General features: G+C 60.9%; 6 protein-coding genes and 3 pseudogenes. 5 read left to right on the plus strand and 4 right to left on the minus strand.

Annotation, left to right across the window (positions count from 1 at the left end; all coding sequences use genetic code 11):
* Positions 1–211: 211 nt before the first annotated feature.
* Positions 212–342, plus strand: a pseudogene (locus tag SYN65AY6A5_RS04935) (IS200/IS605 family transposase); the annotation flags it as partial.
* Between the two features lie 315 nt (positions 343–657).
* A complete protein-coding gene (locus tag SYN65AY6A5_RS04940; protein ID WP_099812157.1) occupies positions 658–4620 on the plus strand; it encodes a magnesium chelatase subunit H in 3963 nt (1320 codons plus the stop codon).
* A 60-nt stretch (positions 4621–4680) separates the two neighbouring features.
* On the opposite strand, the gene SYN65AY6A5_RS04945 is transcribed toward SYN65AY6A5_RS04940, so the two are convergent.
* Both SYN65AY6A5_RS04945 and SYN65AY6A5_RS04950 read right to left on the minus strand, forming a co-directional pair.
* The gene (locus tag SYN65AY6A5_RS04945; RefSeq protein WP_011430174.1) at positions 4681–5523 is read right to left on the minus strand and encodes an A24 family peptidase; all 843 of its coding nucleotides are present in this window, start codon (positions 5521–5523) and stop codon (positions 4681–4683) included.
* A 76-nt stretch (positions 5524–5599) separates the two neighbouring features.
* The gene (locus tag SYN65AY6A5_RS04950) at positions 5600–5800 is read right to left on the minus strand and encodes a hypothetical protein (protein ID WP_041438278.1); all 201 of its coding nucleotides are present in this window, start codon (positions 5798–5800) and stop codon (positions 5600–5602) included.
* A gap of 445 nt (positions 5801–6245) precedes the next feature.
* On the opposite strand from SYN65AY6A5_RS04950, the gene SYN65AY6A5_RS04955 reads away from it, so the two are divergent.
* Complete coding sequence (locus SYN65AY6A5_RS04955) at positions 6246–8501, plus strand: ComEC/Rec2 family competence protein (protein ID WP_099812158.1); 2256 nt, start codon at positions 6246–6248, stop codon at positions 8499–8501.
* Between the two features lie 95 nt (positions 8502–8596).
* Here the strand turns inward: SYN65AY6A5_RS04955 and SYN65AY6A5_RS14760 are convergent.
* Positions 8597–8780: pseudogene (locus SYN65AY6A5_RS14760) on the minus strand (hypothetical protein); the annotation flags it as partial.
* Between the two features lie 106 nt (positions 8781–8886).
* On the opposite strand from SYN65AY6A5_RS14760, the gene SYN65AY6A5_RS14125 reads away from it, so the two are divergent.
* Positions 8887–12798, plus strand: a complete 3912-nt coding sequence (locus SYN65AY6A5_RS14125) for a DUF559 domain-containing protein (RefSeq protein WP_206336953.1) — start codon at positions 8887–8889, stop codon at positions 12796–12798.
* A complete protein-coding gene (locus SYN65AY6A5_RS04980) occupies positions 12795–13115 on the plus strand; it encodes a nucleotidyltransferase domain-containing protein (protein WP_011430170.1) in 321 nt (106 codons plus the stop codon). The genes SYN65AY6A5_RS14125 and SYN65AY6A5_RS04980 overlap by 4 nt, the downstream gene beginning before the upstream one ends.
* A 104-nt stretch (positions 13116–13219) precedes the next feature.
* Here SYN65AY6A5_RS04980 and SYN65AY6A5_RS04985 read toward each other — a convergent pair.
* A pseudogene (locus SYN65AY6A5_RS04985) lies at positions 13220–13953 on the minus strand (IS630-like element ISSoc15 family transposase); the annotation flags it as partial.

Genomic DNA, 13953 nt, shown 5'->3' on the forward strand with positions numbered 1-13953 from the left:
CAAAGCTCACCATAGCTTGCCCATCGCTTCGTTTTGAAATAGACTTGTCTCGCATAGTACAAAGCACAGTTGTACACCTTATTAGACTGTTGACATAAGTACTCTAATAGGGGGACTAGCTCCCTGTTCCTGACTCGAACCTGCTGACAGCCGCACTCCATCATTGTTGGCAAGCGGCATGGCAACCGCAGTCTGACATGGGCAAGCGATAATGCGAGAGGAAAGTCAACGGTACAATCGCCGCGGTCATGTTGTGGGCGGGCGGTTGTTCATCTTATTTTTTGGCCAAAGAGAAGGAAAGAGGTCTTGGTAGGAGAAGTCAGGAAGAGGTTGTTTGAGCTATGAAACTATATCAACGACCCCCATCATGGGTAAGCCACTAAAGTGGCTAGCGGGCTTTTCCGCCCCGCACTCAAGTGCGGGGCTACCAAACTATCCTTTTGTGTAGGAGAGCCGCTCTGGGCCCTTCCAGGTCTGGATCCTTGAGATCTCCTCAAGAGAAGAGCCCCCTTTGCAATTATTGCGAATTGTTACGAGACTGGCGTCATGCCCCCGGCAGGGATCCGGTTCTCTGGTAGAACGGGAAACAGGTGCTAGGGAAGAATGCCCATTCCCGGCCCACTTGCTTTTTTGCATTGCACAAGGGAGAGCGACCGCATGTTTACTCTGGTTAAGCCCATCACCCGCCACGTGGCCCCTGACGAGCTAGGGGGGCGCCGACTGATGAAGGTGGTGTACGTGGTGTTGGAGCCGCAGTATCAGAGTGCTCTGACAGCAGCGGTGCAGCGCATCAACGCCCGCAACCCCAAGCTGGCGGTGGAGCTGTCTGGCTACTTGGTGGAGGAGCTGCGGGATCCCTCGGGGTATGAGGCTTTCCGGCGGGATCTGGAGACGGCCAATGTTTTTATTGGCTCCCTGATCTTTATTGAGGACATCGCCCAGAAGGTGGTGCAGGCGGTAGAACCCCTGCGGGAGCGGTTGGATGCGGTGGTGGTGTTCCCCTCCATGCCGGAGGTGATGCGCCTGAATAAGCTGGGATCCTTTTCTATGGCGCAACTGGGCCAGTCCAAGAGCGCCATTGCCCAGTTCATGCGCAAGCGCCAGCAGGGATCCAACTTCCAGGAGGGGATGCTGAAGCTGTTGCAGACGCTGCCCAAGGTGCTGAAGTACCTGCCCTTTGACAAGGCCCAGGATGCCCGCAACTTCATGCTTAGCTTCCAGTACTGGCTGGGCGGATCCCGCGAGAACCTGGAGAACTTTTTGCTGATGCTGGCGGATCGCTACCTGCCGGGGATGCGGGATCAGGTCAAGTTTGCCGAGCCGGTCACCTATCTGGAAATGGGCATTTGGCACCCGCTGGCGCCGCAGATGTTTGCCAGCCTGGCGGAGTATTGGGATTGGTACAACGCCCGCGAGGATCTGCCAGAGGAGGTGAAGGATCCCTTGGCCCCCTGCGTGGGTCTGGTGCTGCAGCGCACCCACCTGGTGACGGGGGACGATGCCCACTACGTGGCCATGGTGCAGGAGCTGGAGTCGCGCGGGGCGCGGGTGGTGCCAGTGTTTGCCGGCGGCTTGGACTTTTCCAAGCCGGTGAACGAGTTTTTCTGGAACGAGCAGAAGACGGCGCCAATTGTGGATGTGGTGGTGTCGCTAACCGGGTTTGCCCTGGTGGGCGGGCCGGCGCGGCAGGATCACCCCAAAGCCGTGGAGGCGCTGCAACGGCTCAATCGTCCCTACATGGTGGCACTGCCCTTGGTGTTTCAATCGACAGAGGAATGGGCCAATAGCGACCTGGGGCTGCACCCGGTGCAGGTGGCGCTGCAAATTGCCATTCCCGAACTGGATGGGGCCATCGATCCCATCATCCTCTCAGGGCGGGACGCCGTCACCGGCAAGGCCCATGCCCTGCAGGATCGGATTGAGTTGATTGCGGCGCGGGCCATCAAGTGGGCCAATCTGCGGCGCAAGCCCAAGCTGGAGAAGAAGATCGCCATCACCGTTTTCAGCTTTCCGCCGGACAAGGGCAATGTGGGGACAGCGGCCTACCTGGATGTGTTTGCCTCCATCCACCGGGTGATGCAGGCGCTGGCCCACAACGGCTATGACCTGGGGCCAGAGCTGCCCAAAACGCCGCAGGAGCTGATGGAGTCCATCCTGCACGATCCCCAGGCCCAGTACGCCAGCCCGGAGCTGAACGTGGCGGCCAAGCTGTCGGTGCGGGAATATGAGGCCCTGACGCCCTATGTCAAAGCCATTGAGAAATACTGGGGGCCGGCGCCGGGGCACCTGAATACCGATGGGCAAAATCTGCTGATTTACGGCAAACACTTTGGCAACCTGTTCATCGGGGTGCAGCCCACCTTTGGCTACGAAGGGGATCCCATGCGTCTGCTCTTTTCGAGATCGGCCAGCCCCCACCACGGCTTTGCCGCCTACTACACCTACCTGGAAAAGGTTTGGAAGGCCGACGTGGTCATCCACTTTGGCACCCATGGCTCTTTGGAGTTCATGCCGGGCAAGCAGATCGGCATGTCGGGCGAGTGCTACCCGGACAATTTGATCGGATCCCTGCCCAACTTGTACTACTACGCCGCCAACAACCCCAGCGAGGCCACCATCGCCAAGCGGCGCGGCTATGCTTGCACCATCAGCTACCTGACGCCGCCGGCAGAAAACGCCGGCCTCTACAAGGGGCTGCAGGAGCTGCGGGAGTTGATCGGCTCTTACCAAAGCCTGCGGGAAGGAGGACGCGGCATTCAGATTGTCAATGCCATCTGCGACAAGGCGCGCCTGGTCAACCTGGACAAGGATGTGGAGCTGCCCCAGGTGGATGCGGCCCAGCTCACCCTGGAAGAGCGGGACACGGTGGTGGGCAAGCTCTACGCCAAGCTGATGGAGATCGAGTCGCGGCTGTTGCCCTGTGGCCTGCATGTGATCGGGGCGCCCCCCACGGCGGAGGAGGCCATCGCTACCCTGGTGAGCATCGCCAGCATCGACCGCCCGGAAGAAGGGATCCTCGGCCTGCCGCGCATCCTCGCCCAGAGCCTGGGCCGAGACATCGACGAGCTCTACCGCAACCGGGATCAAGGGCACCTGGCGGATACGGAGCTGCTGGATCGCATCAACAAGGCCTGCCACAAGGCGGTGGCGGCCCTGGTGCAGGAGCAAACCGACGCCCAGGGGCGGGTCTCGCGGGTGGCCAAGCTCAATTTCTTCAACATGGGGCGGCAGGCGCCCTGGCTGGTGGCCCTCAAGGAGGCGGGCTATCCGCAGGTGGAGGCGGAGCTGCTCAAGCCTTTGTTTGAGTTTTTGGAAGAGTGCCTCAAGCAAATCACGGCCGATTATGAGCTGGGATCCCTGCTTCGCGCTTTGGAAGGGGAGTACATCCTGCCGGGGCCGGGCGGGGATCCCATCCGCAACCCCGCTGTGTTGCCGACGGGGCGCAACATCCACGCCTTGGATCCCCAGTCTATCCCCACGGCAGCGGCCATTAAGTCGGCGGAGATGGTGGTGGAGCGGCTGCTGGCCCGCGAGCTGAGCGCCAACGGCGGCAGGTACCCGGAAACCATCTCGGTGGTGCTCTGGGGCACGGACAACATCAAGACCTACGGCGAGTCGCTGGCGCAGGTGCTGTGTTTGCTGGGGGTGCGTCCCCAGCCGGATGCCCTGGGGCGGGTGAACAAGGTGGAGCTGATCCCCTTGGAGGAGCTGGGGCGGCCCCGCATTGACGTGGTGGTCAACTGCTCCGGCGTGTTCCGGGATCTCTTTGTCAACCAAATGGCCCTCCTCGACCGGGCGGTAAAGCTGGCGGCCCTGGCCGATGAGCCGCTGGAGCTGAACTATGTGCGCAAGCACGCTCTGCAGCAGGCCAAGGAGCTGGGGCTGACGCTGGAGCAGGCGGCAACGCGGGTCTTTTCCAACGCTTCTGGCTCCTACTCGGCCAACATCAACCTGGCGGTGGAAAACAGCTCCTGGGAGGACGAGAGCGAGCTGCGGGAGATGTACCTCTCGCGTAAGTCCTTTGCCTTCGGATCCAATCTGCCCAACCAGCAGATGCGGCAGCTGTTTGAGGCCAGCCTGAAGACGGTGGACGTGACCTTCCAGAATCTGGATTCGTCGGAGATCAGCCTGACGGATGTCAGCCACTACTTCGATGCGGATCCCACCAAGCTGGTGCAGAGCCTGCGCCCGGACGGCAAGGCCCCCTCGGCCTACATGGCGGATACCACCACGCCCAGCGCCCAGATCCGCACCCTGAGCGAGACGATCCGCCTCGATGCTCGCACCAAGCTGCTCAACCCCAAGTGGTACGAGGGCATGCTCAAGCACGGCTACGAAGGGGTGCGGGAGATCGCCAAGCGGCTGGTGAATACCTCCGGCTGGTCGGCCACGGCGGGAGCGGTGGACAACTGGATCTACGAGGAAACCAACGAGACCTTCATCAAGGACGAGGCGATGCGGCAGCGCCTGATGAACCTCAACCCCCACTCCTTCCGGCGCATCGTCGGCACCCTGCTGGAGGTGCACGGGCGTGGCTACTGGCAGACTTCCCAGGCCAACATCGAGCGCCTGCAGGAGCTGTACCAAGAAGTGGAAGACCGGATCGAGGGGGTGGAGTAGAGGCCAAAAGGGATCCCTGCCGATCGTTGCCGTTGCCACTGGAAGAGGGGTGAGGGAGTTCTACCCCAGCAACCCCGACCAGCGTAGGTAGGCCTCGATCAGGGGGGATCCCGCCAAGGCGGCCACGGCGCCGCCTAGAGCCAAGTAGGGGCCGAAGGGGATGGGTTTGCCCAGGCGGGCCCTTCCCCCGGCCATGGCCAGCAGGCTGCCCAGCAAACCAAGCCCAGAGCCCAAGATGAGGGCCACCAACACCCCTTGCCAGCCCAGCCACATGCCGATCAGGGCCAGCAGCTTACCATCTCCTCCGCCCATGGCCTCCCGCCGCAAAACCCAACGGGCGACAAAGCCAATGCCTTCCAACAGCCAGATGCCCAGCACGGCGCCCGCGATCCCGGCCACCAGTGACCAGCCCATGGCGGCCAGGGATCCCGACCCTTCCAGCCAGGGCAGCGCCAGGCGGGCCAGCAGCCCCGCCAGCAGGCCGGAGCGGGTGAGCGACTCCGGCAGCCAAAACGTATCCAGGTCAACCAGGGCCAGCGCCAGCAGCCAGCCCAACAAGACACAGGTGAGGAGCCCGCGGGGAGAAAATCCCAAGATGGCGATGCTGAGGCCGAACAGCCCCATGGTCAAGGCTTCAACGGCAGGGTAGCGCCAGCTAATCTGCGCCCCGCAGTGGCGGCAGCGGCCCCGCAGCAGGAACCAGCCCAGAATGGGGATGTTCTCCATCGGGCCCAGGGGCGTCTTGCAGTGGGGACAATGGGAGCCGGGATGGAGCAGAGAAAGACCTTGCGGCAGGCGATAGACCACCACATTGAGAAAGCTGCCCACACAGGCCCCCAGCACCAACACCAGCACCCAGACCAACAGGCGCAGCTCCCAGGTGCTGGCAAGGAAGTCCACCATCGCAGCCGTCCACAGGGAGAAAAAGAGGCTTGCTCTGCTATCGTAGGCGCCTAGGCTCGGCTTGGGCAGAAGGGCCTCAGCGGAGCGGCTCCAACTGCTGCAGCGGAATGAAAGTTTCTTGGGGCAGCAGGATGGGAAACTCAGAAAAGATCAGATCCCCTCGCAGGGTACGGCGATGGATGACCACGCCCCGCGGCGGCTGCTCCAGCACCTCCGGTCGATACTGCAAATGGTATTGATAGATCTGGCGAGCTGCTTGCAGCAAAGCGCTGTCCATGTGCGGTTTCCCCACCTCGCAAAGCCCACTATCACCCTAACGACCCTGCCAAGATTCTCTGGGATCCCTAACGTTCTGTCCGCCCCTTTTGAGCATTTTTAGAAACGCTTAAGCTTCCTTAAGAGCGGCGGATCCCTTGAGCTAGACGCTCACTCCTTTGACCAGAGGCGGGCCGATCCGCCTCGCCTCTCGGTAGCTTAAACCCTAGGATATCGCCGTCAAGAGCCAGTGGGCCATCTTTCCCAATTCTTAAACTTGCAAGAGGAAGGATCTGGAGGGTGCGTTGCCCATCTGGCGGGAGCATGCGGCTGGTGGCGAGCGCCAGCCCTAGGCCGGATGCAGTTTGCCTCTGTCTTGCGGGGTCGGCAACCGGTCAAGGTTAAGACAACGCCATGGATCCCGCCTGAGCGCGAGAGTACAGTGGGGGCAAAAGCGCTGAAGAGGGATGGAGAGAACCTATCTGCTGGGGCTGGGCTGGATCCTGGGCCTGTTGCTGCGGGCCTGGCCGGCGGCGAGCGGCTGGGGCTGGGGGATCCCGCTGGCTTTGGGATTGGCGGGATCGCTGCTGTACCGGCGACGACCGCGCTTGGCCCGCACCTGGCTGGCGATGGGGCTGGTGGGGTGTCTGGCCTGGGCCTACCTGGGCTGGCGGCAGCCGGTTCCCGGCCCGACGGATATCAGCCTTCTGGCCCCGCAGCGGCAGATGAGCCTGGTGGGCACCGTTCTTTCGGAGCCCCGCCCCACCCGCAGCGAGCGGCGGCAATTTTGGCTGGAGGCGGAGCAGGTGCTGGAGGCCAACCAAACGGCCCGCCAGGTAAGCGGCAAGCTCTACGTCACTGCCAGCCCTGAGGCTCTCCCAAGCCAGGATCTCCATCCCAACCAGCGGGTGCGCCTGACGGGATCCCTCTACCTTCCCAGTCTCGCCTTAAACCTGGGCAGCTTTGACTTTCAGGCCTATCTGCAGCGGCAGGGGGCTTTTGCCGGCTTCATCGCCCGCGAGGTGATCCCCCAGCCGGGGGGAAGGGGCTGGGGAGGTTGGGTGCTGCGGCGGCGGGTGCGGGAGGCGTTCATTGCCGGGCTGGGGGAGCGGCAGGGGAACCTCTTGGCTTCCTTGGTGCTGGGATCCCGGGCTGCCCAGTTGGATTTTGATTTGCAGGATGCCTTTCGAGAAGTTGGCCTGGCCCATGCGCTAGCGGCCTCTGGGTTTCACGTGTCGCTGCTGGTGGGGGTGGTGTTTGTCCTAACGCGGCGGCTGGCGGTACGCCTGCAGCAGGGGATCCTCCTGGCGGTCTTGGGGATTTACCTGGCCTTGACGGGCTTTACCCCTTCGGTGCTGCGGGCGGCGGTGATGGGGGCAGCGGCCATGCTGGTGTTGACGGAGCCAAGACTGGAAGGAAAAGTTAGGCTTAACCCCCTGGGGACGCTGCTGGTGGCGGCGGTTTTGCTGTTGATCTACCAGCCGCTGTGGATTACCGATCTGGGGTTTCAGCTCAGCTTTGCCGCCACCCTGGGCCTGCTGGTGGGGGCAGGGCCGATTGGATCCCGGCTGGACTTTTTGCCGCCGGCGGTGGCCACGGCTCTGGCCGTTCCGCTGGCCGCCCAGATCTGGACGCTGCCGCTGCAGGTGGCCATCTTTGGCCGCATCCCCACCTACTCGCTGCTGGCCAACCCGCTGCTGCTGCTTCTCTTGGTGCCCCTGCTGGTGGCGGGGTTTGGGGTGGCTTTTGTGGCCTTGCTCTGGCCGGGGCTGGGATCCCTGCTGGCCCGGCCCTTGACGTTTTTGATCACGCCTTTGATCAACTGGGTGGGCTGGATGGCCAGCTGGCCCCTGAGCTCCTACTACACCGGCAGGGTCTCGCTGCTCCAGTGTCTACTTCTCTACGGGGCGCTGGTGGCTTTGACCTTTTGGCCCCGCTGGCGGCGGGCTTTGCGCTGGCAGGGCACTGCTCTGATAATGGCCGCCATCCTCTTGGGGCCAAGGCTGTGGCCGGGGCCGCCGGTCGAGATCACCGCTTTGGCCAGTGGCCGCCTCCCCGTCCTGGCCATCCAAGCCGAAGGACGCCACCTCTTGCTCAACAGCGGCGATCCCCGCCTGGCCGAGCGCACCGTGTTGCCCTTTTTGCGGCAGCAGGGCCTGCGCCGTCTGGAGGGGGCGGTGGCCATGACCTCTGCCGGCTCGGCCAATGGGGGCTGGGAGATCCTGCTTTCAGCTTTCTCCATCGGGCAGTTCTGGGACGGGGGCGGCGTCAATGCCGCCTCGGACAGCTACCTGCGCTCTCTTAGCGCCGTGCAAGCTGCCGGGATCCCCTATCAAGTCTTGCGGCCTGCCGACCGGATCCCCTTCTCGGAGCGGCTGAAGCTGCAGGCCGTCCACACCAACCCCTTGGTGTTGACCTTGGAGGCCGAGGGATCCCGCTGGCTGCTCTTGGGATCCGCCGGCCCCCCTGTCCAGGCGGAGCTGACCGGATCCCCCTTGCTGCCGGCCCAGATCGACTGGCTGTGGTGGGATGGGGGATCGCTGATCCTGGACTTGCTGGAGCGCTTTCAGGTGCAGGCGGGCATCAGCTCCGGCCCTGTTGGCGAGGCAGTGACCACCTGGTTTCGGCAAAAGCAGCGGCCCCTCTACATTGCCGAGCGCGTTGGAGCAGTAACCTGGTCGCCCCGGGGCGTGCAAACCCTGCGGGCGCCACTGGACGGATAGGTGGCTTGGGGGAGAAGGGCTTAGGCGACAGCTCAAGGCTGGATCAAAAGTTACTGATACATTTACGCTGAACACTGCTGAACATCACTGTTCAACTATGCAGCGATAGCATTCTGTTTGTTTCCAAACAGAATGGCGGTATCCCGCAAAGCTTTGAGTAGAATACCCAAAGCGCAGTTTCCGTGTCGTCTTACTACCAATTTTCTGCTTTGCTTTGGCTACCATGTTGGCAGACTCGAAAGTAAACAGAAAGATCAACTGGTAGTAATCCGTACTGAACATATTATACATTATTTTCAGTATAGTTGAGCTTATTATTGACTAGAGTCATGCTCTCAAGCTAGCCTTCCCACTAAGCCCACGACAAACCAACAGGCAGGACTGGATGGCAGCCAAGAAAACCGACACCAAACGCCCAATCGAATCCTACGAGCACCGCGACAAAGAGCGTGTCAATAATCCACCTGTGGGGTTGGTGACGCCCCAGACTGACCCGGATGCCGGGCAAACGAAAAAGCGCTATGCCTACGATCCTCACCTCGACCCGCAACTGGTCTGGGCCGGCAAGGCCGAGCACACCTCGTTCGCGGTGCCGACGATCTCGCTCCATGTCCACGAGCGCATCGACCCCCGTACGATCATCGAGGCGGTGAAGAAGCGGAACGGCAGCGGCGGCGCGGAGCAACTCAGCCTTTTTGAAGAGGAACGCCGAGAGCCGCTGCGCCAGGCCGTCGAGTTCTACCAGCACAAACACGGCTGGACCAACCGCCTCATCGCTGGCGACTCGCTCCTGGTGATGAATTCGCTCCTGGAAAAAGAGGGCATGGCGGGCAAAGTGCAGATGATCTACCTCGACCCGCCCTACGGCATCAAATACGGCTCTAACTTCCAGCCCTTCGTCAACAAGCGCGACGTCAAGGATGGCAAAGACGAGGATTTAACCAGCGAGCCAGAGCAAATCCGCGCCTTCCGCGACACCTGGGAGCTAGGCATCCACTCCTACCTCACCTACCTGCGCGACCGGCTACTGCTGGCGCGAGAACTCCTCACCGAAAGCGGCAGCATCTTCGTGCAGATCGGCGACGAGAACGTCCATCTGGTACGCTGCTTGATGGATGAAGTGTTTGGGGCGGGGAATTTTGTGCGACTTATCACGTTCGCTAAAACCGGCAGCATGGTATCCAACGAGTTAGGCCGGACGAGTGATTATCTGAACTGGTATGCCAGGGATAAAAAATATTTGAAATATCGCCAGTTGTATTCTGAAAAGCTGCCTGATGCCTTCTATAGTAATGTGGAGCTACCCGACGGTACCGTGCGAAAGATTACCCGGGCCGAGATGGTCGATCCGTCGCTGTTGCCAGCGGGAGCAAAGGTCTTCCAGCTCGTAAGCCTGGAGAGCTCGGGGCCGCCGGGCGAGGATACGCCGCTCCAATTTAAGGGAGAGACCTTCAGACCGAACAAGAACAGCCATTGGAAGCTGATCTACCCCGATGGCATGGAGGCGTTGAAACGCACGGGTCGCGTGACTAAGGATGGCAGCAAACTTCGATGGAAATATTATATCGACGATTATCCGCTCAAGGTCTTGTCTGAGGTCTGGGACGACACGGCCGGATTCAATCCTGAGCAACGATACGTGGTTGAAACGCGTACGAAGGTTGTAGAGCGCTGCCTCCTGATGACCACCGACCCGGGCGATTTGGTGTTTGACCCGACGTGTGTGCGGAAGGGGACGCGGGTGTGGTGTGTGAAGGACGGGGGACGCTCCCTCCCCGTTTACGAGGAGGGCTGGGGAGGGGCTGACAGAGGAGAAGCTAACCAGGAAGAGGCCAACTGTGGAGGGGCCACACTGCTTTCCGAGGATGGAGGAGGCAGCCCCCCTGTAGTCCCCCCGCATGCGGGAAGCAGCCCCCCTGTGGTCCCCCCGCATGGGGGGGGACACTGCTCCCTCCCCGCTTGTGGGGAGGGCCGGGGTGGGGCTGAATGGGATAGGGCCATCCTGCGCCCCATCGAATCCATCCAGCCCGGCGACTGGGTTTTGGGGCATGACGGGCAACCGCATCGCGTCGTGCGCGTGATCCGCCGGCCGTACCGCGGCAAGATGATCGGCATCCGCCACGAAAAAACTGACGCGACGCTCTGGCTCTCTGCCGACCACAAGGTGCTCGCCAAGCGCCGCCCGCGCTCACTGGGAGGGCATAACGACTGGTCGGGCATTCCCCGGGGGTTGCGCGGGCGAAGCAAAATGCTGCGGCGTGAAATGACCCCGCCGGAGCGTAAGCTGTGGACGGCGCTGCGCAACAACCAAACCGGTTTCGCCTTCCGACGCCAGCATCCCATCGGTCGGTATATAGCAGATTTTTACAGCCGCGACGCCCAACTTGTCGTCGAGGTGGACGGCGTGCTGGCCCACAGCAGCGAAGAGGCACTGGCTCACGATCAGGCCCGCGATGCCTATCTCCGCGAGCTGGGCTTGGAGGTGCTGCGCGTCCCGGCCAGGGAGGTGCTGTCCAATCTGGAGGGCGTTTACGAAACCATTCGACACGCCTGCCAACTTCAGCTCAGCGTCGAGAAGGCCGAATGGGTGGAAGCGCAGGACCTGGCTGTGGGGGATTGGGTCTTCTTTGGTCCGCAGCGGGTCGCCGTGCGCATCGCCGAACTCCACACGCAAGAAACCGAAGAGGAGTTGTATGACCTGGAGGTAGAAGACGCGCACTCTTTCATCACGGAGCTGTGCGTCGTGCACAATTGCGGCAGCGGCACCACCGCCTACGTTGCCGAGCAGTGGGGCCGGCGCTGGATCACCTGCGACACCTCACGCGTCGCGATCACAATCGCCCGCCAGCGGCTGATGACTGCGGTTTTCGACTACTACGAACTGGCGCACCCGCAGGAGGGCGTCGGCTCCGGCTTCAAGTACAAGACCGTGCCCCATGTCACGCTCAAGTCCATCGCCAATAACCCGGAGATCGACGGCATTTACGCGCGGCTCCATCCGGCAGTGGCAGCGGCCCTTGCTGAGCTGAACGCTGCGCTTCATGGCCAGCCGGTCAAATTCCAGGTCACCCAAGGCGGTCGGGCCGGCCAGTTCGTGGACTTCGCCGCACCCGATGAAGCAACCTTCACCATGCCCGCTGGCCAGGTGGTCAAGGTCAACGAGCTGGTGGAATGGGAAGTGCCCTTTACGTTTCCTGCCGACTGGCCGGAAAAAGCGCGCGAACCCTTCGAGCGTTTCCATCAAGCCCGCCGCACCCTCCAAAAGGAGATCGACGCCGCCATCGCCCGCCATGCGCCGCAGGAGACGCTCTACGACCAGCCCTTTGTGGACAGGAAGAAGGTGCGCGTCACCGGCCCCTTTACGGTTGAAGCGGTGCCGGCACCGGCGGTCAAGTCGGTGGACGAGATTTTGGAGGAGAAGCCGCAACCTGCCGATACGTCTATTACCCGCTCCGGCGAGACCCTGCGCCAGGCCGAATGGCGTGACGAACTGCTGCGCACCGGCATTCGCGGCAAGAACGGGCAATACATCCGCTTTGCCCGCCTAGAGCCCCTGCCCGGTTGCCGCTGGCTCCATGCCGAGGGGGAAACGCGGCCAAGCGACGAAGGGGCAAATACCGTGCGCGAGACGGCGCCAGCCTACGATCCCATGCGCGTGGTCGTCTCCTTCGGCCCGGAATATGGCCCGCTCGAGCAGCGGCAAGTTGAGCATGCCTGGCAAGAGGCGCGGATGCTCAGCCCACAGCCCAAACTGCTGATCTTCGCCGCCTTTCAATTTGACCCCGAAGCAGCAAAAGATATTGACGAGATGAAGCCAGAGCTGGCCGGCATGCAGTTCCTCAAAGTCCAAATGAACGCCGACCTACTCACCGACGACCTCAAAAAGAAGCGCGCCAGTAACGAATCCTTCTGGCTCATCGGGCAGCCGGATGTGGAGCTGCGCAAAGCCGAAGATGGCTGGTTTGTGGTTGAGGTACACGGTTTCGACTACTACAACACCAAGACCGGGGCCATCGAATCGGGCGGCAAGGACAAGATTGCCATGTGGATGCTCGATACCGACTACGACGGGCGCTGCCTCTACCCCCGTCAGGTCTTCTTCCCGATGGCGGGCGAGAAAGAAGGCTGGGCGAAGCTGGCGCGCAATCTCAAGGCCGAGATTGACGAGGACCTCATAAAAGCCTATAGCGGTACGGTGTCGTTGCCCTTCGCACCGGGCGAGCACAAGCGCATTGCCGTCAAGATCGTGGATGACCGGGGCATTGAGAGCCTGAAGGTAATGGAGTTGCCAATATGATCGATGATCAAACCTTGCAAGAGATCGTCCGGCGTATCGTGGCAGCGGCCCAGCCCAGCCGCGTACTCTTGTTTGGCTCCTATGGCCGCGGCGATGCCGACGCGGGTTCCGACCTAGACATCATGGTGATCAAACCAGAGGTGTCTGATCGGTACGCCGAAATGATTCGTTTGCACGAAGCGGTGGGCGATATGGGCCCAGGGTTGGATATCCTCGTTTATTCCGAGGCGGAATACCAGCGGCGCAGCCGTGTGCCAGGCACCGTGCTGTACTGGGCGCGCAAGCAGGGAAAAGACCTCTATGAAGCCGCATCTTGAGGAGGCTTGGCGGTTGTTGCGCCTAGCGGAGCGCGACATCAAAGCCTTCGAAGTCCTCAAAAAAGCGCCGGATGTTCATCTCTCCATTACAGCCTGTTAAGAGCTCAAGGGGTACAATAGCAGCACTTAGCAAACCAACTTCGGAAGGAGGATGGATTGATCAGTAGTAAAGAAGTCTTCACTATCTGCTCCATGCTATATTTCCCAATTCTGCAAAGCTGCCGAATAAAATGCTTCAACACCGACCACATCATCTCAATGGGATTCAACTCCGGCGCATACACAGGCAGGTATAGGATTCGTGCTCCTGTCCCCCTAATCAATTCCTCAACTTCCCGACTCTTGTGGATATTTAAATTGTCCATAATCACAACCTTCCTCGCATCTAGCTTCGGACATAGCTCGCTTCTCAAAAACTCCAAAAAATCTCCTTTCTTCATCCCACCCTTGATGACACGACAGCCAACTACACCTCTCAAGGAAATAGCTCCAATAACCGTATACTTTTCACCCTTGTATCTCTGACGATAATGATAAGCCCTTTGACCACGTAAACTCCGAGATACTCTCCGCTCCATTCCCTCCCAGACTCCCGTCTGGTCGATGGCAATCAAATCCTCCGCTGGAATATTCCTGACTTCTTGACTATAAGCTAGTCGTTCCCTTTGCACCTCCTCTTCTTTGACTTTTGCACTGCGGTAGGTCTTTTTTTTAGAGTCATTCCTTGCTTTTTCAAGAAATTATGTATCGTGACGATGCTTACATTGATTCCTAAGCGCTCGCGCAACAGTTCTTGATACTGCCACAGGTAGAAGTCTGGGTGTTCTGTAATAATTGC

Origin of the sequence: Synechococcus sp. 65AY6A5, from assembly GCF_002760415.1 — a bacterium.
Taxonomy (GTDB): Bacteria; Cyanobacteriota; Cyanobacteriia; order Thermostichales; family Thermostichaceae; genus Thermostichus.